Below are 22,032 nucleotides of genomic sequence, written 5' to 3' on the forward strand. Positions count from 1 at the left end.
ACCGGGGACGATGCCGGGAGCGGCCGCGGATCCGGCGACGGTGGCGGGCCCGCGACAGCGACGAGGCCGGCGTCCCCCTCGTCGGGGGCCGCCGGCCGGGGACGCGGTCGTCAGGACTTGCGCGCGCCGGTCGCCTTCTTCGCCGCGGGCTTCTTCGCCGCGGTCGTCTTGGCGGTCCTGGCCGTGACGGACTTGGCGGCCTGCCCCGCGCTCGTCCTGGCCGTGGCCGTTTTCCTGGCCGGGGCCGCCTTCGCGGCGACCGCCTTCTTGGCGGCGACCTTCCGCATCGGCTTGCGGGCCGCGGGAACCGCTGCCTCGCTCACCCGGTCCGGGTCCAGGATGACCTGGAGGAACTTGCCGGTGTGGCTCGCCGGAACTCCGGCGACCTGCTCCGGTGTCCCCTCGGCGACCACCTGGCCACCTCCGTTGCCGCCCTCGGGGCCCATGTCGATGACCCAGTCAGCGGTCTTGATCACATCGAGGTTGTGCTCGATCACGATCACCGAGTTCCCCTTGTCGACCAGCCCGGACAGCACCTTGATGAGCTTGCTGATGTCCTCGAAGTGCAGGCCCGTGGTCGGCTCGTCCAGCACGTAGACCGTACGGCCGGTGGAGCGCTTCTGCAGCTCGCTCGCCAGCTTCACCCGCTGGGCCTCACCGCCGGAGAGGGTCGGCGCGGACTGGCCGAGCCGTACGTATCCCAGGCCGACCTCGTTGAGCGTACGGAGGTGCCGGGCGATGGTCGGGACGGCCTCGAAGAACTCCAGACCCTCCTCGATCGGCATGTCCAGCACCTCGGCGATGGACTTGCCCTTGTAGTGGACCTCCAGGGTCTCGCGGTTGTACCGCGCACCGTGACAGACCTCGCACGGGACGTAGACGTCCGGCAGGAAGTTCATCTCGATCTTGATAGTGCCGTCGCCGGAGCAGTTCTCGCAGCGGCCGCCCTTGACGTTGAAGGAGAAGCGGCCCGGCAGGTAGCCGCGCACCTTCGCCTCCATCGTCTCCGCGAACAGCTTGCGGATGTGGTCGAAGACACCGGTGTACGTGGCCGGGTTGGACCGGGGCGTACGTCCGATGGGCGACTGGTCGACGTGCACCACCTTGTCGACCTGGTCGTCGCCGTCGACCCGGGTGTGCCGTCCGGGCACCGACTTGGCGCCGTTCAGCTCGCGCGCCAGGTGGGTGTAGAGGATGTCGTTGACCAGCGTCGACTTCCCGGACCCCGAGACGCCCGTGACGGCCGTGAGCACGCCGAGCGGGAAGGAGACGTCGATGTCCTGGAGGTTGTTCTCCCGGGCACCGTGCACCGTGAGGCTGCGGGACGGGTCGACGGGGCGCCTGAGGTCGGGCGTCGTGATCGACTTCGTGCCGTTCAGATACTGACCGGTGATCGACTCGCCGTTGCCCAGCAGTTCCTTCAGCGATCCGGAGTGGACCACCTTCCCGCCGTGCTCGCCGGCGCCGGGACCGATGTCGACGACCCAGTCGGCGACCTTGATGGTGTCCTCGTCGTGCTCGACGACGATGAGCGTGTTGCCCATGTCGCGGAGCCGGACGAGGGTCTCGATGAGCCGGTGGTTGTCCCGCTGGTGCAGGCCGATGGACGGCTCGTCCAGCACGTACAGCACACCGACCAGACCGGAGCCGATCTGGGTGGCCAGCCGGATGCGCTGGGCCTCGCCGCCGGACAGGGTGCCCGCAGCACGGTTCAGCGAGAGGTAGTCGAGGCCCACGTCGACCAGGAACCGCAGCCGCTCGTTGACCTCCTTCAGCACCCGCTCGGCGATCTTCTTGTCCCGGGCGTTCAGCGTCAGCCGGCCGAGGAATTCCGCGCACTCGCTGATCGACATCGCGGAGACCTCGGCGATGGACTTCTCCATCACCGTCACCGCGAGGACGATCGGCTTGAGGCGGGTGCCCTCACAGGTCGGGCACGGCACCTCGCGCATGTACCCCTCGAAGCGCTCCCGGCTGGAGTCGCTCTCGGCCTCGGAGTGGCGCCGCTTGACGAACTGCACCGCGCCCTCGAAGGCGGGGGTGGTGTACGCGCGCTCGCGTCCGTAGCGGTTGCGGTAGCGGACCTCGGTCTGGATCTTGTGACCGTAGAGGAGTGCCTTCTTGGCACGCTGCGGCAGCCCGGCCCACGGGATGTCCGTGCGGAAGCCGAGGGCCTTGGCGAGGGCTCCGATCAGCCGGCCGAAGTACTCCTTGGTGTGGCCGTGCGACCAGGGGTGGATCGCGCCGGCGTCGAGCGACCTCTCCTCGTCGGGGACGACCAGCTCGGGGTCGACCTCCATCCGCGTGCCGATGCCCGTGCAGTCGGGGCAGGCGCCGAAGGGCGAGTTGAACGAGAAGGAGCGCGGCTCCAGCTCCTCGAAGGAGAGGTCGTCGTACGGGCAGTAGAGGTGTTCGGAGTACATCCGCTCGCGCTCGGGGTCGTCCTCGGGGAGGTCGACGAAGTCGAGCACGACCATGCCGCCGGAGAGCCCGAGCGCGGTCTCGACCGAGTCGGTCAGCCGCCGCTTGGCACCCTCCTTCACCGTGAGGCGGTCGACGACCACCTCGATGGTGTGCTTCTCCTGCTTCTTCAGCTTGGGCGGCTCGGCGAGGTGGATCGTCTCGCCGTCGACGCGGGCCCTGCTGTATCCCTTGGTCTGGAGATCGGCGAAGAGATCGACGAACTCGCCCTTGCGCTCGCGCACCAGCGGCGAGAGCACCTGGAAGCGGCTTCCCTCGGGGAGACCCAGCACCTTGTCCACGATGGCCTGCGGCGACTGGCGCGCGATGGGGCGGCCGCACTCGGGGCAGTGCGGCTTGCCGATCCTGGCGAACAGCAGCCGGAGGTAGTCGTACACCTCGGTGATGGTGCCGACCGTCGAGCGCGGGTTGCGCGAGGTCGACTTCTGGTCGATGGAGACGGCTGGCGAGAGACCCTCGATGAAGTCGACGTCCGGCTTGTCCATCTGGCCGAGGAACTGCCGCGCGTACGAGGAGAGGGACTCCACGTAGCGCCGCTGCCCCTCGGCGAAGATCGTGTCGAACGCGAGGGACGACTTGCCCGACCCGGAGAGCCCGGTGAAGACGATGAGCGAGTCGCGGGGAAGGTCGAGGGAGACGTTCTTGAGATTGTGCTCGCGAGCGCCACGGACGATGAGACGGTCGACCACGCCGGTCCGCACCTTTCTGGAGAGAAGTGGGGGAACTGAGCCCCCGTCCCAGGGTATGGGGGGCGCCACAGCGGTGTACGAAGCTTTTCGACTCCGAGCGTATAGCACGCACATTCGATTTGCGGACGGCTGTCGCTCCCTTCACCCGAATGAGTGGCCGGGCTACGCTCGGCGTCATGACTGATCACGCGCACGACCTGCGCGCCGTACGTGAAGCGACCGATCGACTGCTCAGCGCCACCGGGAAATTGGACGACGCGGCGCTTGCCGAGCCCTCGCGCCTGCCGGGCTGGAGCCGCGGCCATGTCGTCGCGCACCTCTCTCGTAACGCCGACGCGCTCGTAAATGTTCTCCTGGGCCGCCCGATGTACGCAGACAGCGAAACCCGCGACCGGGACATCGAACGCGGCGCGCCCCGGCCGAAGGCGGAGCAGCTGACCGACCTCACCGACAGCGCGGCCCGCTTCGCGGACGCGGCCTCGGCCCCGGCCGACTGGACCCGCACCGTCACGCTGCGCAACGGCGTGACGGACTCGGCCTCCCGGGTCCCCTTCCGCCGCCGCGTCGAGGTCGAGCTGCACCATGTCGACCTGGACATCGGTTACGAGCTGGAGGACCTGCCGGACGAGTTCGTCACCCGGGAGATCGACTTCCTCGCCGAACGGTTCACCGGACACTCCGACGTCGTGGCCACGCGGATCACCGCCGACGACGGCCGTGCCTGGTCCACGGGCGGCGGCGCCGAGGGCGCCCCCGTCGTGGTCCGCGGCACCGCGCCCGAGCTGCTCGGCTGGCTCTGCGGACGGCGCGACGGATCGGCGCTGGCCGTCGACGGCGGACTCCTCCCCGCACTGCCTCCACTATAGGCTGGAACGCATGACGTACAGCGGAGCGGTCAAGGTCGGCGGTCGTGCTGACGTACACGAGTTGACGGATCTGATGATCTCCAAGGTCGCCGTGGGGCCGGGGAACAACAACGCCTATCTGCTGCGCTGTCGGGCCACCGGTGAGCAGCTCCTCATCGACGCGGCCGACGAGGCCGGGACGCTGCTGCGGCTCATCGGTGACGACGGCATCGCCTCCGTCGTCACCACCCACCGGCACCCCGACCACTGGCAGGCGCTCGGCGAGGTCGTCGCGGCCACCGGAGCGCGTACGTTCGCCGGCAGGTACGACGCCGAGGGCATCCCGGTCCCGACCGATGTCCTGGTGGACGACAACGACACGATCCGGGTGGGCCGCGTCGAACTGACCGCCCGTCACCTCATCGGCCACACCCCGGGGTCCATCGCGCTCGTCTACGACGACCCGCACGGCGCCCCCCATCTGTTCACCGGGGACTGCCTCTTCCCCGGTGGTGTCGGCAACACCCGCAAGGACCCCAAGGCGTTCGCGAGCCTGATCCACGACGTCGAGACCAAGCTCTTCGACCAGCTGCCCGACGAGACCTGGGTCTACCCGGGCCACGGTCTCGACACCACGCTCGGTGTCGAACGCCCGCAGCTGCCCGAGTGGCACGCCCGCGGCTGGTGACACCCGGCCGCTCCCGCGGCCACTTCGCCCGCGCCGGGCCCATCGGGTCCGCGCGGGACACGCACGTGATTCCGGAGCGCCCCGCCCCGGCCCGCCTCCCGGCGGAGAGGGGCCGGGGCGCTCCCCCGTGTCCCCGTCGCAAGCGGTACGGGTACGGGGGAGCGCCCCTCATGGCAGCCGGCCGACGGCAACCGCGTCGGGCGGCGGCCGCGTCAGGCGTCGATGCCGGCCTTCTTGTCCGCGGCCCCGTCCGCCGCCGCGGCCGCTTCGGCCCGCTTCCGCTTCCGGTCGGCGATCAGGCTGGTGATCGTGGTGATCACCAGGACACCACAGATGACGCCGAGCGAGACCGGTATCGAGATCTCGGGGACGTGCACCCCGGACTCGTGCAGCGCGTGCAGCACCAGCTTCACGCCGATGAAGCCGAGGATCACCGAGAGCCCGTAGCTGAGGTGGACCAGCTTCTTCAGCAGGCCACCGATCAGGAAGTACAGCTGCCGCAGCCCCATCAGGGCGAAGGCGTTCGCCGTGAACACGATGTACGGGTCCTGGGTCAGCCCGAAGATCGCCGGGATGGAGTCCAGGGCGAACAGCACATCGGTGGTGCCGATGGCGAGCATGACGACCATCAGCGGTGTCAGGACGCGCTTGCCCTTGTCGTGTATGAAGAGCTTGGTGCCGTGATACCGGTCGGCGACCCCGAAGCGGCGCTCGATCGACTTGAGCAGGCGGTTCTCCTCGAACTCCTCCCCTTCCTCGTCGGCCCGCGCCTCCTGGACGAGCTTCCAGGCGGTGTAGATCAGGAACGCGCCGAAGATGTAGAAGACCCACGAGAAGTTGGCGATGACCGCGGCACCCGCGGCGATGAAGACCGCCCGGAGCACCAGCGCGATCAGCACGCCGACGAGCAGCACCCGCTGCTGGAGATGGGAGGGGACCGAGAACTTCGCCATGATCAGGACGAAGACGAACAGGTTGTCGACGCTGAGCGACTTCTCCGTGATGAAGCCCGCGAAGAACTCGCCCGACGCCTGGCTGTCGCCGAAGACCAGCAGGCCGAGCCCGAAGAGCACGGCCAGCGTGATCCAGATGATCGTCCAGATTCCGGCTTCTTTGGTCGACACGTCATGGGGCCTGCGCCCGATGAAGAAGTCGACGGCGATGAGGGCCGACAGACCGAGAATGGTCAGCGCCCAGAGGGTCCATGAAACGTCCACTGCGCCTCCGGCAGTTCACTACGGCTACTGATTCAGCGTCGTCGCTGCCGGAGGTCTCTTCCGCCCGGGCGCGCGATGCGCACCTGGACCGGCGCCCCGGGACCGGTCAGGGTCCGTACTGACGGGAACGCCGCGTGTGGGAGTACTCCCCTCCGCCCAAGAAACAGTACAAGAAAAACCAAAGGAAGGTAAAGGGACACCTAAAGGATCATCAAAACGCCAGGCCGGAGGTGGTGTGAAGGAGAGCGGGGCGGTGTGGTCAGGGGCCGCTCGGCGCGCCGCGGCTCAGCGGCGCCAGGTGGTGCGGGCCGCGGCCACCTGGGCCAGGACGTCGTCGAGCACTCGGCTGCCGGGCGGCACCCTGAGCGGCTCGTACGTCCAGGCGTGGCCCACCCAGGGGTCGGCCAGGTGGTCGTCGGCGACCGGGGTGAGCCGGAGCAGCGAGCGCCACAGCGGGTCGAGCACTGGCCCGTAGGCGGCGGCGTCCTCGCGATCCGCGACCATCAGCAGATGGACGCCGACCGAGGGCCCCTCGTCGGCCAGGTAGCGCAGTTGGGTGACGGCCCGGTCGTCGAAGCCGTGGGGGAAGTCGTTGACGATCAGCAGGTGCTGGCCGGTGTCCACGTCCGGCGGCAGCGAGTCGGCGGCGCCCGCCCGGATGGCCATCTGGACCAGGTCCACGCGCCGGGTGAGCCGGGCGAGGACCGAGGTGACCCCGCCGGGGCCCGCGGCGGGCGGCTCGACGAGCGCCCCGGACCGGACCAGCGGGGCAAGCGGTCCGGCCGCCGCGCCCGCGGGGTCGATGACGTGCACGGAGAACTCGTCGGCCGGATACACGGCCAGCAGCCGGGCGGCGTGCGCGACGGCGCTCTCCACGGCCAGACGACGCAGTTGCGCGGTGTCCGCCAGGGCCGTCGCCCCGGACGCCGTACGACCGCTGTCGACCCAGATACCGCGCTCCAGCGGGAGGCGTACCAGCAGCGGGATGCGCAGACCGGTGGCCTCGGGCAGATGGAGGTCGCCGATCCGCAGTGCCATGGGGATCTCCATCGGGACGCGGTAGGCGTGCCAGACGGGGTTGTCCCATCCCGCGTACGCGGTGGGGAGCGCGGGTTCCACCACCGCGGCTTCGGCGGTGAGCTGCGCGATGTCGCGGTCGAGCGCCTCCTTCGCCCGGGAGGTGAGTTCGTCGCGCTTGGCGCGGGCCTGTTCACGGGCCCGGTCCCCGGCGCCGCCGATCCGGTTGCGCGGGTCGGACAGCGTCCGGTCGAGCTCCTGGCCCATGCGGGACTCGGCGAATTCGGCGGCGCTGCGGTACGCGGCGGTGGTGCGGGCCAGGTCTTCGAACATGCCCCAGATCTGGTTGTAGAGGCGCTCCTCCATGGACCAGCCTGTGGCGTCCCCGGCGACGGGCTGGGCAGGGCTGCCGGGCGCGGCGGGCGGCGCGGTGGGAGGGGGCGGCGGGGGTGCGGAGGTCTGGCGGCGCGGGTGGGTGTAGTCGACGGGGCCGCCCGTGGCGGCGGGGCCCGGCGGCGGAGCGGGCTGGGTGAGTGGCTCGGCCCCGGGGGTCGTGGGCGGGGCGGCAGGGGCCGGGGGGACGTCCGGGGCCGGTGCGGGGCGCGGGCCGTGGCCGACGCGATCACCGTCCGGGGTGCGGGGCGGGGGCGGTGCGACCGTGCGGGCCGTCGCGCGGGTGACGGCGTCCTGGATCGAGCGGGCCAGCTCGGCCGCCCCGTTCAGGCCCTGGTCGGCGAGCATGGCGGCGAGGCCGCCCGCGTAGCCCTGACCGACGGCGCGGACCTTCCAGGCACCCTGGCGGCGGTAGAGCTCCAGGGCCGCGACGGCCGATTCGGTGTCGAGCCCGGTGAGGGTGAAGGTGGCGATCTCGTCGCCGTCGAGCCCGGTGACGGCGACGAAGGGCGCGGCGACCGCGCCGAAGCGGACCGGGCCGCCGATGCCCGTGGGCAGAGCCAGCAGCACGGTGATCCGGTGCACCTCGGCCGGCACGGCGTCGAGGTCGGCGGCGAGCCGGTGACCGGAGGCGGCCTGGCGGGGAACTTCGAGCCCGGGCAGCCGGGGCGCGCCGGGGTGGGCGACCCATTCGGTGCCGTGGACGGTGCCGTTCTCGTCGGCGAGCGTGACACCTGCCACGACGGGCGTGCCGGCCGATACCCGAATCTCCAGTCGGGTCTGGGGCAAGGTGTGGTTCTGCCCCCGGACCAGCTCGGCCGTCATTGCCCTGTCCCCTCGACGAGTTGCTGCTGCGCTGTGCGGTGTCGCCCGGTGCCGTGCGGCACCATGCGGTGCAGCTCCCGGCGGCCGTTGCCTCCGGGAGCTGCGCGTATCTCTGTCGGCCGGCTCGTCCGGCCGTGCTCACGAACCGGGGCGACAGGGAGCGGGAGCTCCGCCTCCTGCCATCCCAGGTCTTTACAGATGCGGCAGGATCGCCGGCATCAGGTCCTGGAAGGTACGGCCGTTGGCCGCGTTGCCGAGGGCGGTCATCTGCCATCCGTTCCCCGAACGGTGCACCTTCGCCATGATCTGGGCGGTGTACTGCCCGCCGCCGTCCAGCGTGTAGCGGGCGAGCTCCTGCCCGTTGGTCTCGTCGACGAGGCGGCAGAAGGCGTTCTGCACCTCCTGGAACGTCTGGCCGGTGAAGGAGTTCACCGTGAAGACGATCTGGTCGATGTGGACCGGCACGCGCTGGAGGTCGACGAGGATCGCCTCGTCGTCGCCGCCCGAACCGGCGCCTCCGACCAGGTTGTCCCCGGTGTGCTTGACCGATCCGTCGTCACTGACGAGGTGACGGAAGAAGACCACGTCGACCGGCTGCTTGTCGGCGAACAGCACCGCCGATGCGTCGAGGTCGATCTCCCGCGTGCGCGAACCGAACAGGCCGCGGCGCGGTGCCGCCTGCCAGCCGAGCCCCATCCGCACCGCGGTCAGGGTTCCCCCGTCGCTCTTCTGCAGGCTGATGGCCTGGCCCTTGGTCATATTGACCGTCACGCGCTGTCCCCTCTCGGCTTGCCCCGCAACCATCCGTGCGCGGTGTTCTCAGCACCCTACGCAGTCGCACCGACGACGAGGCCGCTTGAGGTGTTTTTGTGTCGGTCCTGCAACACATCGACCGTATGGCGGTCAGGCGAGACCCGCTTCCCGCATCTGCCGCAGCTCCTTCTTCAGCTCGCCGACCTCGTCGCGCAACCGGGCCGCCACCTCGAACTGCAGGTCCGCGGCGGCCGCCCGCATGCGTTCCGTCATCTCCTCGATGATTCCGGCGAGTTCGGTGGCGGGCCGGTCGGTGACCACGGCGGCGGCCTTCTTCCCGGAGCCCGATGCCTTGGCACCGAGTGCGGGGACAGGGGCCTTGGCCCCCTTGGCCTGGCGGTAGCCGGTGCCGAGCAACTGCTCGGTGTCGACCTCCTCGCGGGCGATCGTCGCGACGATGTCGTTGATCTTCTTGCGCAGCGGTTGGGGGTCGATGCCGCGCTCGGTGTTGTAGGCGATCTGCTTCTCGCGGCGACGGTTGGTCTCGTCGATGGCCTGCGCCATCGCCGGGGTGATCGTGTCCGCGTACATGTGGACCTGCCCCGACACGTTGCGGGCGGCGCGTCCGATGGTCTGGATCAGGGACGTGCCCGAGCGCAGGAAGCCCTGCTTGTCCGCGTCGAGGATGGCGACGAGCGACACCTCGGGGAGGTCGAGGCCCTCTCGCAGGAGATTGATGCCGACCAGGACGTCGTACTCGCCGGAGCGCAGCTCGCGCAGCAGCTCGACCCGGCGCAGGGTGTCCACGTCGCTGTGGAGGTAGCGGACCTGGATGCCGAGCTCCAGGAAGTAGTCGGTGAGGTCCTCGGCCATCTTCTTGGTGAGGGTGGTGACGAGGACGCGTTCGTCCCTCTCGGTGCGCTTGCGGATCTCGTGCACCAGGTCGTCGATCTGACCCTCGGTGGGCTTGACGACGACCTCCGGGTCGACGAGGCCGGTGGGACGGATGATCTGCTCCACGAAGCCGTCGCTCCGGGACAGCTCGTACGTTCCGGGGGTGGCCGAGAGGTAGACCGTCTGGCTGATCCGGCCCAGGAACTCCTCCCACTTCAGCGGGCGGTTGTCGAGCGCGGAGGGCAGCCGGAAGCCGTGGTCGACGAGGGTGCGCTTCCGGGACGCGTCGCCCTCGTACATGGCACCGATCTGCGGCACGGTGACGTGCGACTCGTCGAGGACGAGGAGGAAGTCCTCGGGGAAGTAGTCGAGAAGGGTGTTGGGGGCGGTCCCGGGCGAGCGGCCGTCGAAGTGCATCGAGTAGTTCTCGACGCCGGAGCAGGTGCCGATCTGCCGGAGCATCTCGATGTCGTACGTGGTGCGCATCCGCAGACGCTGGGCCTCCAGCATCTTGCCCTGCTTCTCCAGCTCGGCGAGGCGCTGCTCCAGCTCCCGCTCGATGCCGTTGACCGCCTTCTCCATCCGCTCGGGGCCCGCGACGTAGTGGCTGGCGGGGAAGACGTGGAGGGACTGGTCCTCGCTGATCACCTCGCCGGTGAGCGGGTGGAGGGTGGAGAGCGCCTCGATCTCGTCGCCGAACATCTCGATGCGGACGGCGAGCTCCTCGTAGACCGGGAAGATCTCGATGGTGTCGCCGCGGACCCGGAACGTGCCGCGGGTGAACGCGAGGTCGTTGCGGGTGTACTGGATCTCGACGAAGCGGCGCAGCAGCTCGTCGCGGTCGATCTCGTCGCCGACCTTGAGCGGAACCATCCGGTCCACGTACTCCTGCGGCGTACCGAGGCCGTAGATGCAGGAGACGGAGGCGACCACGACGACATCGCGCCGGGTGAGCAGCGAGTTCGTCGCGGAGTGGCGCAGCCGCTCGACCTCCTCGTTGATCGAGGAGTCCTTCTCGATGTAGGTGTCCGACTGGGGGACGTACGCCTCGGGCTGGTAGTAGTCGTAGTACGAGACGAAGTACTCGACGGCGTTGTTGGGCAGGAGCTCGCGGAACTCGTTCGCCAGCTGGGCCGCGAGCGTCTTGTTCGGCGCCATCACGAGGGTGGGGCGCTGCAGCTTTTCGATCATCCAGGCGGTGGTCGCCGATTTGCCGGTGCCGGTCGCGCCGAGCAGGACGACGTCCTTCTCGCCCGCGCGGATGCGCCGGTCCAGCTCGGCGATGGCCGCGGGCTGGTCGCCGCTGGGCTGGTAGGGACTGACGACCTCGAAAGGCGCCACCGAACGTTCGATCTTCGAAACGGGCCGCATGACACCACGGTACGACCCCCCACCGACAACCGGGCCGGCTCGGCCGTCACGCCGGTCCCGCAACCCGCGGCGGGCGCCGGTCGGGGGCCGGGGTCACCAGTCTCCGGGCGGTGCGGGGTCGCGCGGGCGGGAGTGGAACGAGGCCGGGTCGGCGTACGTGCCGAAGCTGGGGACCTGCCGCCGTGCCGGGGCTCCGGCCGGTCCGTCGGCCCCGCCCCCGGTCCTGGTGTCGTTCCAGTCCGGTGTACCCATCACCATCAGGGGGTCGAACATCACGACGACGGCGGCGAGCAGCAGGAAGCAGCCGGGGCCGACCAGCAACGGCAGGAGGGGCACGGTCGAGCTGTCGGTGGCGGCGTCGCCGGTCAGGGCGGCCGGGTGCAGATGGACGCTGAGCGCGGCCATGCCCGTGTAGTGCATGCCGCTCACGGCGACGGCCATGACGACGCTGGCACCGAGACCGGCCAGGAAGCCCTGTACGGAGACGGCCGCCCAGAGCGCGGTCGTGGCGGCCACCACGGCGATGACGACGGAGAGCACCACGGTGAGCGTGTCGTACTCGAACCGTCCCTCCAGTCGCATTCCGGCCATGCCCAGGTAGTGCATGGTGGCCATGCCGAGCCCGGTGATGGTGCCGCCGGTCACCAGTGCCATGCGGGTGGCGCGCCGGTATCCGACGACGAAGATGCCGACGGCGACCATGCCGATGACGACCGCGAGGCTGGCGAAGGTGATCGGCTTGTCGTAGCCGATGGTCACCCCGTCGATGGTGAAGCCCGTCATCGCGACGAAGTGCATCGTCCATATGCCGGAGCCGATGGAGGTCGCGCCGAGGGCCAGCCAGCCCGCCTTGAAGGAACGCTCGGTGCGCAGCGAACGGGTCGTGCAGCGCAGCCCGAGGGCCGCGCCGAGACAGGCCATCAGAAAGGCGGCGACGGGCGTCACCGCGCCGTAGCTGAAGCCATCGATCGTGCCCTGCATGCTCGTACGCCCTTCGCGGAAGCCCGGGTCCGGGGGTGACCCTAAGCCGCGAGGCCCGGCAAACAAACAGAAGAGCTGCATTTTATCGGCATGGAGATCGGCCCGTGACCCGGTCCCGGCGGCTGCACCGGGTTCTGGCCGTCCTTTGTCTGTCGCCCGCCGGGTCACCACTGGCACTCTCGGCCCGTCCGTAACTCCGACGCGAGGAGTACCCGTGCACGCACGTACCGCAACCGCTTTCGTCGCCGCCGTCCTGCTGGGAGTCGGCGCGCCGCCGATATCGACGGCCGACGCACGGACCACGGCCGACGCATGGACCACGGCCGACGCGCAGACCGCGGGTGGGCCCACGGTCACCGCCGGACCCACGGGAACGAGCACGGTCACGGGTTTACGGGCCGGGAGCGCCCGGACCCCCGTCACCGAGCCGCTCAACCCGGCCTCCTCGGCCCTCTCGACCGTCCCGGCTGCCTCGACCGTTTCCACCATCCTGGTCACCCCGGCGGACGCGGTCGCTCCGGTCGTCTTCGCCCACCGGGGTGCTTCGGCCTACGCTCCGGAGAACACCCCGGCCGCCCTCGACAAGGCCGACGCGCTCGGCTTCGACTGGGTGGAGAACGATGTCCGGCTGACCCACGACGGTGTGCTCCGACGCACCCGTGCTCCGGCACTCCGGCACGGCTGGTTCCCGTGCTTCGCTCCGGGAGCGTGAGGCCGCGCGCCCTGCCGTACGCCGCACGGAGCCCGGTCGCGCAGGTCACCGTTCCACGCCCGCGCCGAACGGCCGTATTTCGTACCTGTGTGCGGGCTGGCACACTGCGTCAGTGACCAACCCCCTCGATGCTCCTGACACGTCCACCCGGTCCGACCGATCCGCCCGGCCCGCCGAGCGGGTCTCTGCGGGCGATCTTCCCGCGCTGCGACGCAGAACATCGGCGGTGCTGATAGCCAGCCAGATACTCGGCGGCCTCGGCGTACCCATCGGTATCGCCCTGGCACCGGTCCTGGCCTCCGAGGTGAGCGGTTCCGAGGCTCTGTCGGGTCTGGCCCCGACGGCGTCGGTGGCGGGCACCGCGCTGCTCTCGCTGCCGTTGGCGGCACTGATGACCTCGCGCGGCCGACGCCCCGGTCTCGTGCTCGCGTATCTGATCGGTGCTCTCGGCGCGGGGCTCGTGGTCGTGGCGACCGTCGTGGAGAACTTTCCGCTGCTGCTGTTCGGGATGGCCGCGTTCGGTGCCGGATCCTCGGCCAATCTGCAGGCCCGGTTCGCCGCCGCGGATCTGGTCGAGCCGGACCGCCGGGGGCGGGCGATCTCCACCGTCATCTGGGCCACGACCATCGGCTCGGTTCTCGGCCCGAACATCGCGGCCCCGGTGGGACGGCTCTTCCGCGGCACGGCGATATCCGAGCATGCGGGCCCGTTCTTCTTCGCGGCCGCGATCTTCCTGTTCGCCGCCCTGCTCGTCGCGGTGCTGTTGCGACCGGACCCGCTGCTGACCGCTCGGGCCCTGGCTCCGCAGGGCGACATGTCTCCCTCGGGCCGGTCGCTGCGGGCCGGATTCACAGCGGTGCGGGGATCGGCGAGGGCGCGTCTGGCTCTGGTGACGGTGGCCGTGTCGCACACCGCAATGGTGTCGATCATGGTGATGACGCCCGTCCACCTGGGCCACCACGGCGCCGAACTCCAACTGATCGGGCTCGTCATCAGCGGCCACATCGCGGGGATGTACGCGTTCTCGCCGGTGATGGGCTGGCTGTCCGACCGGTTCGGCCGACTGGCCGTGATCGGTCTGGCGATCGGGCTGCTCTCCTGCGCCGCGCTTCTGGCCGGCACCGCGGGCGCCAGCCACGGCCGGACCGCTGCGGGCCTGTTCCTGCTGGGCCTGGGCTGGTCGGCCGGGCTGGTCTCCGGTTCGGCGCTGCTCACCGATTCCGTACCGCAGGCCGCCCGCGCCGCCGTGCAAGGGCTTTCGGACCTGACCATGAACACGGCGGCGGGCGTCGGCGGCGCCATCGCCGGGCTGATCGTCGCCCGGGCCGGCTACGGCTGGCTGAACGCTGTGGCGGCATGCCTGCTGCTCCCGCTCGTGGCGATGGCACTGCGCCGGTCCCTCGCCCGGCCCACCGCACACGAAACGCCCGGGACGCCGACACCCGGCACGCCCGGCACTCCGGTGCCCGGAGCGACTTCGGTGCCCGGCGCGTCGGCGCCCACGACACCCGTGCCGCCCGCCACCGAGCACTGAGCACCGAGCACCGAGCACCGAGCACCGAGGGCTCACCGAAAGGATCGCCGACACCTCGGAGGCGCTCGTGAAGCCTCACGAGCGCTGCGACCTCACGCTCCGGGCGCCCTCGCGGTCGGTGCGGGGGTGACTATGGGCGGTGCGAGGTCACCATCGGCGCGGCTTCAACCGAAGCGCCAGGAGTGATCGCCGATCCATCAGCAACGTCAGAAGCTTCAGCGCCTTCAGCAACTTCAGTAACTTCACAGGCTTCAGAGACAGATGTGGTACGCCTTGCGCAGCGTCTCGTGCACGGTCCATGTCGTACGGTCGCCCTCACGCAGTACGCAGGCGTCCCCCGGCCCGATCTCCAGCGTCGCCCCGCCCTCGACCGCCACGGTGGCCCGGCCGCTGACGACGACGAACAGTTCGTCGGCCTCCGTGTCGGTGACGACGCCGGGCGTGATCTGCCAGATGCCTCGCACCTGCTTGCCATCGGGCGATTCCCACAGGACCTTGCCCGTCACGACAGGTTCGCCCGAAACGATCTGTGCGGGGTCGAGCGGTTCGGGTTCGAGTTCCACGTCCGGAATGTGCACCGCGAACGAGGCCGGAGACTGATCATGTGTAGTCATGGCCGGTCACCATAGCGGCCCCTTCCCGACGTTTCGCCACCAGGATCGAAAGTATCTCGCCATCAGGGCCGGAAGAGCGCCCGAAGAGCACGCACATGGGGAGGCTGGAGCGTCCGTACGTTTGAGGGCGACACACCCGCGACAGGGATGTGGACATGTCATTGACTGCGTCGGACGGCGCGCACGCCTACGCCGCCGTCCTCTCCACCGAGGTACGGGCGGCTCTCGCTACGCACCAGCCCGTCGTCGCCCTGGAATCGACGATCATCGCCCACGGCCTGCCGCGTCCCCGCAACCTGCGGGTCGCCGAGGAGCTCGAAGGACTGGTGCGGGCCACGGGCGCGGTCCCCGCGACGATCGCCGTGCTCGACGGAAGGGCCCACATCGGCCTGGACGAGGACGCGCTGGAACGGGTCGCCACCGATCCGGCGATACGCAAACTGGGGCACCGCGACCTCGCCCCGGCCCTGGCAACGGGTGCGAGCGGGGCGACGACCGTGTCCGCGACGGCGTTCCTCGCCGCCCGCGCCGGACTGCGCGTCTTCGCGACCGGCGGGCTCGGTGGCGTCCACCGGGAATGGACACGGACCCAGGACGAGTCGGCGGACCTGCGGCTCCTCGCGCGGACCGGCATCACGGTGGTATGCGCGGGGGTGAAGTCGATCCTGGACGTCCCCGCCACCCTGCAGCGACTGGAAACGCTGGGCGTCGCGATCCTCGGCTACGGCACCGAACACTTCCCCGGCTTCTACCTGCACAGCTCGGGCGAACCGGTCGACTGGACGGTGCGGACGCCCGAGAAGGTCGCGGAGGTGATGCGGGCCCAGGACGCGCTGGACGGCCCCGCCTCCGCGCTGATCGTCGCCAACCCCGTGCCCGTACGGGACCAATTGGATCCCGGGCTTCACGACCGCGTGCTGGCGGAGGCCCTCGACGCGTGCCGGGAGCGCGGCGTCGTGGGCCAGGCCGTCACTCCCTTCCTGCTGGACAGGCTGATGCGACGGACCGAGGGGGCCTCGTTGGAGGCGAATCTTGCGGCCGTACGCGGAAACGTGTCGCTCGCCGCCCGGATCGCCACCGCGTGGACGGCCTTCGCACACGACACGGCGGAGCACTCCGACGACCGGAACACGACGCGCCGCGACGGTACACGGTGAACGGAGCCGGACCGAGAGGTACGGGGAACGTCGCCGGACCAGGAGGCACGAGGAAAGCGGCCGGACCGGAAGGTGACGCGGCGGGACCCGGAAGTACGGGAAGCACCTGCGCGTCGGAAGGCGCGAGCAACAGGACCGGTCCGGAACGCGCGAGGTCCGGCGCCGGTCCGGAACGGGCGGGAAGCCCCGCCATGCCGGCGCCCCTGGGTCCCCATGCCGTGCCGGCGCCCCTGGGTCCCCGTGCCATGTCGGCGCCCGACGGCCGGTCGACGGCCCGCGGCGGGCTTCTTGTCATCGGAGACGTGGTCACCGACGTGGTGGCACGGCATGCGAAGGAGCTGGCCCGCGGTACGGACACCTCCGCCCTGATCCGCACTCTGCCGGGCGGCGCGGGCGCCAACGTCGCCTGCTGGGCGGCGCGTTCGGGCTGTGCCGACGTACGGCTGCTGGCACGGGTCGGCGCCGACAGCGCGGCCTGGCACCGGGACGCACTGCGCCGGGCGGGCGTGCGCTGCCTGCTGGCCGTCGACGACGAGGCACCGACCGCCACCGTCGTCGCCCTCGTCGACTCCACCGCCGAGCGCACCTTCCTCACCGACAGCGGCGCCGTGCTGCGCCTCTCCCCCGGCGACTGGTCGCCGTCGATGCTCGACGGAATCGGCCATCTCCACCTCTCCGGGTACCTCCTCTTCGCCACGACGAGCAGGGCGACCGTTCTGCTCGCGCTGCGGGAGGCACGACGGCGGCGGATCCCGGTGAGCGTCGACCCGGCCTCGGCCGGATTTCTTGCCGAACTGGGCGTGGACCGCTTCCTGGCCGCGGTGGAGGGTGTGGACCTGTTGCTGCCCAACACGGACGAGGCCCACCTGCTCACCGGGCTCACGGAACCGACGGACGCCGCGGCCGAGTTGAGCCTCCGGGTGCCTCGGGTGGTCGTCACGCTCGGCGAAGGCGGCGCACTGCTGGCCATGTCGGGCACGGTGACGAGGCGCTTTCCGGCCGTTCCGGTGCAGGGGACGGTGGATTCGACGGGCGCGGGCGACGCGTTCACCGGCGGTTTCCTCGCTGCCCTGCTGTCGGGGGCGGACGACGCCTCGGCCGTGGCGGCGGGCTGTCGTTCGGGGGCAGAGGCGGTCACCAGGGTGGGCGGCCGCCCGGGCCCGTAAAGGCTGCCCGACGGCCAAGGCGGGCGGGGGCCGAACGGCCGGACCCGCGACGACTGCCCGCGGACCGGAACGTGACATGCCCGGCCGTCGCCGGGTGGCTCCCGCCCGCCACTCGTCACTCGCTCCGCCGCCATCCGGTCCACGCGGGGCGCAGCGGGTCGTCGGCCCGTACCACCGCGTCCGCACGATCGCCGGGCGCCACCTCTTCCTCGTACCGCGCGAACGCGGGCAGGGTCCACCGCTCGCTCTCCTCGGTGCGCCGCCGCAGCGCGCCCGGCGACAACCGAAGATGGACGCTCAGGTCGAACGGGAACCAGTGCCCCAGCAGCAACGGACCGTGCACCACCAACACGCCTCCCTCGGGCAGGAGCCGGTACGGACTGCGCGTGGCCCGGTCCGTCACGGGATCCCACAGGTCGGGCAGCACGCGCCCGCTGCCGTCCGCCTCCAGCGGACCGAACACCTCGCGCCACAGCGCGCCCGTGTCGAACCAGCCGCTGTAGTACGAGTCGGGGTCCTCCCTGCCGTACTCGTACCGGAGGCTCGCCGGCCGCAGGAATCCCTCGGTCGACACCACGAGCACCGCACGCCCCCGGACCCGCAGTGCCTCTGCGACCTTCTGCGCCGGCTCACCCGTGCGGGCCGCCGGAGCCCCGTCGACGGCGATCCTCGACCAGGGGCCGGCACCGACCGGCTCCAGGCCGTCGACACGCGCGGCGAACGACTCGGCCAGCCGCTTCCAGGTGATCGCTTCGAATCGCATCACGCGGAATCGCATCACGCCGGAGAGCGTCACGTCGAGTCCCGTCGCTTCCGGTCACGTCGAGTCCGATCGCGTCGAGTCCGATCGCATCGAGTTCGTCCCGTCCGCTCGCGTCGCGTCGCATCACTTCGAACCGCGCGCCGCCGTCGTCGCTCCCGCTCGGTGCGTCGGCCCCGGTCGTACAGGAGGCGCGCGAACGCGCCGCGCCGCGCCGGAGCCGGATCCCGCTCGGACACACCACTACTTCGTGCCGCAGTCCGGCGCCTCGGCGTCGTCGGAGAGCTCGCTGCCCTCGGGCAGCAGGTAGGTCACCCACAGCACCACGGGCTCCGACCCCAGGTTGCGCCCGATATGGCGGTGACGAGCACCGGAGGGCTCGATGAACGACGAACCGGCGGACGTCACCTCGACCGAGCAGTCGTGCAGCGTGCGCGTCAGCGTCCCGGACTTGACGACGGCGATCAGCTGACCGCTGTGGGTGTGCCAGCCGGTGGAACCACCGGGCTCGACCGTGATGGTCCGGAAGGTCACATCGGTACGGCCGTCGGGGGTCTTCACCTTCAGCTTCCCCGCCGACGTGCCCTTCGCGACCACCGTGCCGCTCACACCACTGCCAGGGGTGGCCACGGCCGACGACGACGCGAACCCGAGCACGGCCACGCAGCCACCCGCGACCAGGACCCGGGCAAGGCGTGCTCCGCGTCCCCGTCGCATCCACGCTCCCGGATGGCCACGCCGTCCGTCGCTTCCCGGCCGTCCGTCGGTTGCGCGCTGTCCGCCGGTTGTGCGCTGTGCGTCGCTTGCCCGCCATCCGCCGATGATGTGCTGTCCGCCGATCCTCACGTACGACTCCTCGCCTCGGCATCCGGAAGCCGCAACGTTTCGAGCGCATCAGCGCGTCGGCACACCGGGCGCATCAGCGCACCGGGGCGCTTCGACAGCTCCGGACGTACCGACCGCTCCGGACGCGTCGGCCATCCGGGGACATCCTGGGTCCTTCGAACGCCCCACACGCTACCCACCGGTCGCCCCGCCGAACCCCCGTCCGCCGAACTCCCCGGGCCGCCGCCCTCGCGTCGCCGCCCGCGCGCCCTCGAACGCGCCCGCGCCGGGGCCGCACCACGTCCGGCCCGCCGTTCACTCCCCGCGGAGTTCGGCGGCGAGCGGCCCGTCGCCGGTCACCTCGGCGCGCCCGTTCCTGACCGCCTCGGCGAGGGTCAACTCGCCCCGTCCGAGCGCGAGACACGCTGCGACGTCGAGCGCGATACGGGCATCGGCACGGGCGGCCGGGCCGTCCCCGTACACCACCGCATCGGCCGACGGCTCCCCCGCACCGCGGTCCATGTCCGCGGTGTCGCCTCCCGCACCGCGCCCCGTGCCGAGCGCACCTCCCCCGGCGCGCACATGGAACTCTCCCTCGTCCAGGCGGACTTCGACGACCCCCGCATGCGTCGTCCCGTCCAGGACGCGCAACAACGGCAGCGCGAACCAGTGCGCCCGTACGGCATCGGTGGGCCGCCGTTCGTCGAGCGCGGGCGCCCCCCATTCGGCGAGCGCGGAGAGCACGGGCAGCAACCCGCGGCCGCGCTCCGTCAGTTCGTACACCGAGGCCGCGGCGGGCGGCGGAAGCCGGCGGCGGGTGGCCAGACCGTTCTGCTCCATGTCCTTGAGCCGGGAGGCGAGGACGTCCGTGCTGACACCCGGCAGGTCCGCGTGGAGGTCCGTGTAGCGGCGCGGGCCCGCCAGCAGTTCACGGACGATCAGCAGGGTCCACCGGTCGCCCACGGAATCGAGGGAGCGCGCGGTGGCGCAGAACTGGTCGTAACTCCGGCGGCGGGGCGGACGCGTTGCGGCTGGTCGCTGACGTGGCATGCGACGCAGTCTAGACATGTTGTTGGACTTTCCAAGCCCGAGCTTGGTAAAACCAAGTATCGCAATCGGATCGGGGAGGCCACCGCATGGAATTCCGGCAGTCCAGCAAGCTCGACGAGGTCTGTTACGAGATCCGGGGCCCGGTCATCGAGCACGCCAACGCCCTGGAGGAGGCGGGCCACAGCGTGCTCCGCCTCAACACCGGCAACCCCGCGCTGTTCGGTTTCGAGGCGCCCGAGGAAGTCGTCCAGGACGTGATCCGGATGCTTCCGCAGGCGCACGGCTACACCGACTCGCGCGGCATCCTCTCCGCGCGCCGAGCGGTGGTGCAGCGCTACCAGGCGATGGGACTGACGGATGTCGGCGTCGACGACGTCTTTCTCGGCAACGGCGTCTCCGAGCTGATCTCCATGGCCGTCCAGGCGCTGCTGGAGGACGGTGACGAGGTCCTCGTCCCGTCTCCCGACTACCCGTTGTGGACGGCGGTGGTGACCCTCGCGGGCGGCAAGGCGGTGCACTACGCCTGCGACGAGGCCTCGGACTGGAATCCCGACCTGGAGGACATGGCCTCGAAGATCGGCGACCGCACCAAGGCCGTCGTGATCATCAATCCGAACAACCCGACCGGCGCCGTCTATCCGCGCGAGATCCTCGAAGGCATCCTCGATCTGGCGCGCAGGCACGGCCTGATGGTGTTCGCCGACGAGATCTACGACCAGATCCTCTACGACGATGCCGAGCACCACACCGTGGCGTCCCTCGCCCCCGACCTGCTCTGCCTCACGTTCAGCGGCCTGTCGAAGACGTACCGCGTCGCGGGCTTCCGCTCCGGCTGGCTGGTGATCTCCGGCCCGCAGCAGCACGCCCGCAGCTATCTGGAGGGGCTCACCACCCTCGCTTCCATGCGTCTGTGTCCCAACGCGCCCGCGCAGTACGCCATTCAGGCGGCGCTCGGTGGCCGGCAGTCGATCCGGGAACTGGTCGCGCCCGGCGGCAGGCTGCACGAGCAGCGGAACCGGGCCTGGGAGAAACTGAACGAGATCCCCGGCGTCTCGTGCGTGAAGCCGAAGGGCGCGCTGTACGCGTTCCCGCGCATCGACCCGAAGGTGCATCCGATCGTCGACGACGAGAAGTTCGTCCTGGACCTGCTGCTGCGGGAGAAGATCCAGGTCGTACAGGGCACGGGCTTCAACTGGCCGCGGCCCGACCACTTCCGGATCCTGACACTCCCGTACGCTGACGACCTCGACGCGGCCATCAGCCGCATCGGCCGTTTCCTGACCGGATACCGCCAGTGATCGGATGCCCCTCGTGACCTGCTCCGCATGCCGTGTTCCCGTCCTCACCCAGTTCGCCTCGCCCGACCTCGTCGGACCGATCGTCGAGGGCGGAGTCGATCCGGCGACGGACCCCGCCTGGGCGGAGTCGGGTGCCGTGTCACGGGACGAGTACGCGCGCTGGTCCGGTCATCTGTGCGGTATGACCTGCCTGCGCATGGTGCTCGGCGCCGGGGCCCCGTCCCTGTTCGCCCTGCGCGACGGGGCGGTCCGGTACGGCGCGTACACACAGGACGCGGAGGGCGTGATCCGAGGGCTGATCTACGCCCCGTTCGCGGAGTACGTCCGGGAGGTGCACGGTCTCGACGCCACGGTCCACCGTCATTTGTCGTCACGGGAGATCCTCGGCCTGCTGGACGGCGGCCGTACGGTCCTGGCGTCGGTGCACTACGGCATCCTGAGGCCGGAACTGTCTCCTCCGGGACGGGGCGGACACCTGGTACTGCTGACATCCCGCACGGCCGACGGCACCGGCGTCCACTTCCACAACCCGTCCGGCACGACGGCCGGAACGCGCGCCGCGGACCTTTCCCTGCCCGGCTTCGAGCGCTTCTTCGCGGGGCGTGGTGTATCGCTGGCGGCACGCGACACCCCGCCGACGGAGTGCGGTGCGCCGGAGCCGGTGCGTTTGCGGCGGAACGCGCCGGACACGTGATCAGGAACGGGAGCGGGCCCGGAGGCGTAGCCGGCCCCCGGGCCCTGAGAGTGCCACCCGTGCGGCAC

Annotated in this window: 17 protein-coding genes and 1 pseudogene; 8 read left to right on the forward strand and 10 right to left on the reverse strand. The window is 70.7% G+C overall.

Annotated elements, in window-relative coordinates; genetic code table 11:
• Positions 1-110: 110 nt before the first annotated feature.
• Positions 111-3,170, reverse strand: a complete 3,060-nt coding sequence (gene uvrA / locus ACFYXM_RS00225; protein WP_389285398.1) for an excinuclease ABC subunit UvrA — start codon at positions 3,168-3,170, stop codon at positions 111-113.
• A gap of 176 nt (positions 3,171-3,346) precedes the next feature.
• Between uvrA and ACFYXM_RS00230 the strand changes: the two genes are divergently transcribed.
• Positions 3,347-4,036, forward strand: coding sequence for a maleylpyruvate isomerase family mycothiol-dependent enzyme (locus ACFYXM_RS00230; RefSeq protein ID WP_389285400.1), 690 nt, complete (start codon positions 3,347-3,349; stop codon positions 4,034-4,036).
• Between the two features lie 10 nt (positions 4,037-4,046).
• Entirely contained in the window at positions 4,047-4,703 is a 657-nt protein-coding gene (locus ACFYXM_RS00235) for an MBL fold metallo-hydrolase (RefSeq protein ID WP_389285402.1), read from the forward strand.
• A gap of 212 nt (positions 4,704-4,915) precedes the next feature.
• Here ACFYXM_RS00235 and ACFYXM_RS00240 read toward each other — a convergent pair whose 3' ends face one another.
• The 5 genes from ACFYXM_RS00240 to ACFYXM_RS00260 all read right to left on the reverse strand — a co-directional run bounded on the left by ACFYXM_RS00240 (position 4,916) and on the right by ACFYXM_RS00260 (position 12,154).
• The gene (locus ACFYXM_RS00240; RefSeq protein ID WP_389285403.1) at positions 4,916-5,920 is read right to left on the reverse strand and encodes a TerC family protein; all 1,005 of its coding nucleotides are present in this window, start codon (positions 5,918-5,920) and stop codon (positions 4,916-4,918) included.
• Positions 5,921-6,205: 285 nt separating this feature from the next.
• Complete coding sequence (locus ACFYXM_RS00245) at positions 6,206-8,155, reverse strand: TerD family protein (RefSeq protein WP_389285405.1); 1,950 nt, start codon at positions 8,153-8,155, stop codon at positions 6,206-6,208.
• Between the two features lie 192 nt (positions 8,156-8,347).
• Complete coding sequence (locus ACFYXM_RS00250; RefSeq protein ID WP_389285407.1) at positions 8,348-8,926, reverse strand: TerD family protein; 579 nt, start codon at positions 8,924-8,926, stop codon at positions 8,348-8,350.
• A gap of 132 nt (positions 8,927-9,058) precedes the next feature.
• Positions 9,059-11,173: an excinuclease ABC subunit UvrB gene (uvrB, locus tag ACFYXM_RS00255; protein WP_389285408.1), complete on the reverse strand. Its 2,115-nt coding sequence runs from the start codon at positions 11,171-11,173 to the stop codon at positions 9,059-9,061.
• 93 nt (positions 11,174-11,266) lie between these two features.
• Positions 11,267-12,154: an MHYT domain-containing protein gene (locus ACFYXM_RS00260; RefSeq protein ID WP_389285410.1), complete on the reverse strand. Its 888-nt coding sequence runs from the start codon at positions 12,152-12,154 to the stop codon at positions 11,267-11,269.
• A gap of 508 nt (positions 12,155-12,662) precedes the next feature.
• Here ACFYXM_RS00260 and ACFYXM_RS00265 point away from each other — a divergent pair.
• Positions 12,663-12,803: pseudogene (locus tag ACFYXM_RS00265) on the forward strand (glycerophosphodiester phosphodiesterase); the annotation flags it as partial.
• Between the two features lie 175 nt (positions 12,804-12,978).
• Positions 12,979-14,400 (forward strand): MFS transporter, encoded by a 1,422-nt coding sequence (locus tag ACFYXM_RS00270; RefSeq protein ID WP_389285412.1) that lies wholly within the window; start codon positions 12,979-12,981, stop codon positions 14,398-14,400.
• A 251-nt stretch (positions 14,401-14,651) separates the two neighbouring features.
• Here the strand turns inward: ACFYXM_RS00270 and ACFYXM_RS00275 are convergent, their stop codons facing one another.
• A complete protein-coding gene (locus ACFYXM_RS00275; RefSeq protein ID WP_389285414.1) occupies positions 14,652-15,014 on the reverse strand; it encodes a cupin domain-containing protein in 363 nt (120 codons plus the stop codon).
• A 155-nt stretch (positions 15,015-15,169) separates the two neighbouring features.
• On the opposite strand from ACFYXM_RS00275, the gene ACFYXM_RS00280 reads away from it, so the two are divergent.
• On the forward strand, positions 15,170-16,171 hold the full coding sequence (locus tag ACFYXM_RS00280) for a pseudouridine-5'-phosphate glycosidase (RefSeq protein WP_389285416.1): 1,002 nt from the start codon (positions 15,170-15,172) through the stop codon (positions 16,169-16,171).
• Positions 16,172-16,416: 245 nt separating this feature from the next.
• The gene (locus tag ACFYXM_RS00285; protein WP_389285418.1) at positions 16,417-17,337 is read left to right on the forward strand and encodes a carbohydrate kinase family protein; all 921 of its coding nucleotides are present in this window, start codon (positions 16,417-16,419) and stop codon (positions 17,335-17,337) included.
• A 115-nt stretch (positions 17,338-17,452) separates the two neighbouring features.
• Here ACFYXM_RS00285 and ACFYXM_RS00290 read toward each other — a convergent pair whose 3' ends face one another.
• The 3 genes from ACFYXM_RS00290 to ACFYXM_RS00300 form a co-directional block, all read right to left on the reverse strand.
• A complete protein-coding gene (locus ACFYXM_RS00290) occupies positions 17,453-18,100 on the reverse strand; it encodes a uridine kinase (RefSeq protein WP_389285420.1) in 648 nt (215 codons plus the stop codon).
• 240 nt (positions 18,101-18,340) lie between these two features.
• Entirely contained in the window at positions 18,341-18,814 is a 474-nt protein-coding gene (locus ACFYXM_RS00295; protein WP_389285422.1) for a cupin domain-containing protein, read from the reverse strand.
• A gap of 423 nt (positions 18,815-19,237) precedes the next feature.
• Complete coding sequence (locus ACFYXM_RS00300) at positions 19,238-19,972, reverse strand: winged helix-turn-helix transcriptional regulator (protein ID WP_389285424.1); 735 nt, start codon at positions 19,970-19,972, stop codon at positions 19,238-19,240.
• Between the two features lie 86 nt (positions 19,973-20,058).
• On the opposite strand from ACFYXM_RS00300, the gene ACFYXM_RS00305 reads away from it, so the two are divergent.
• Together ACFYXM_RS00305 and ACFYXM_RS00310 are read left to right on the forward strand one after the other, a co-directional pair.
• Entirely contained in the window at positions 20,059-21,270 is a 1,212-nt protein-coding gene (locus ACFYXM_RS00305; RefSeq protein ID WP_389285426.1) for a pyridoxal phosphate-dependent aminotransferase, read from the forward strand.
• Between the two features lie 13 nt (positions 21,271-21,283).
• A complete protein-coding gene (locus ACFYXM_RS00310; protein WP_389285428.1) occupies positions 21,284-21,964 on the forward strand; it encodes a peptidase in 681 nt (226 codons plus the stop codon).
• Positions 21,965-22,032: the final 68 nt, after the last annotated feature.

This window comes from Streptomyces sp. NPDC002476 (genome assembly GCF_042889785.1).
Classification (GTDB): domain Bacteria; phylum Actinomycetota; class Actinomycetes; order Streptomycetales; family Streptomycetaceae; genus Streptomyces.

Coding starts and splice junctions, on each gene's coding strand:
- ACFYXM_RS00230 (WP_389285400.1), top strand. CDS start 3,347: ATGACTGATCACGCGCACGACCTGCGCGCCGTACGTGAAGCGACCGAT.
- ACFYXM_RS00235 (WP_389285402.1), top strand. CDS start 4,047: ATGACGTACAGCGGAGCGGTCAAGGTCGGCGGTCGTGCTGACGTACAC.
- ACFYXM_RS00245 (WP_389285405.1), bottom strand. CDS start 8,155: ATGACGGCCGAGCTGGTCCGGGGGCAGAACCACACCTTGCCCCAGACC.
- uvrB (WP_389285408.1), bottom strand. CDS start 11,173: ATGCGGCCCGTTTCGAAGATCGAACGTTCGGTGGCGCCTTTCGAGGTC.
- ACFYXM_RS00260 (WP_389285410.1), bottom strand. CDS start 12,154: ATGCAGGGCACGATCGATGGCTTCAGCTACGGCGCGGTGACGCCCGTC.
- ACFYXM_RS00275 (WP_389285414.1), bottom strand. CDS start 15,014: ATGACTACACATGATCAGTCTCCGGCCTCGTTCGCGGTGCACATTCCG.
- ACFYXM_RS00280 (WP_389285416.1), top strand. CDS start 15,170: ATGTCATTGACTGCGTCGGACGGCGCGCACGCCTACGCCGCCGTCCTC.
- ACFYXM_RS00285 (WP_389285418.1), top strand. CDS start 16,417: ATGTCGGCGCCCGACGGCCGGTCGACGGCCCGCGGCGGGCTTCTTGTC.
- ACFYXM_RS00290 (WP_389285420.1), bottom strand. CDS start 18,100: ATGCGATTCGAAGCGATCACCTGGAAGCGGCTGGCCGAGTCGTTCGCC.
- ACFYXM_RS00295 (WP_389285422.1), bottom strand. CDS start 18,814: ATGCGACGGGGACGCGGAGCACGCCTTGCCCGGGTCCTGGTCGCGGGT.
- ACFYXM_RS00300 (WP_389285424.1), bottom strand. CDS start 19,972: ATGCCACGTCAGCGACCAGCCGCAACGCGTCCGCCCCGCCGCCGGAGT.
- ACFYXM_RS00305 (WP_389285426.1), top strand. CDS start 20,059: ATGGAATTCCGGCAGTCCAGCAAGCTCGACGAGGTCTGTTACGAGATC.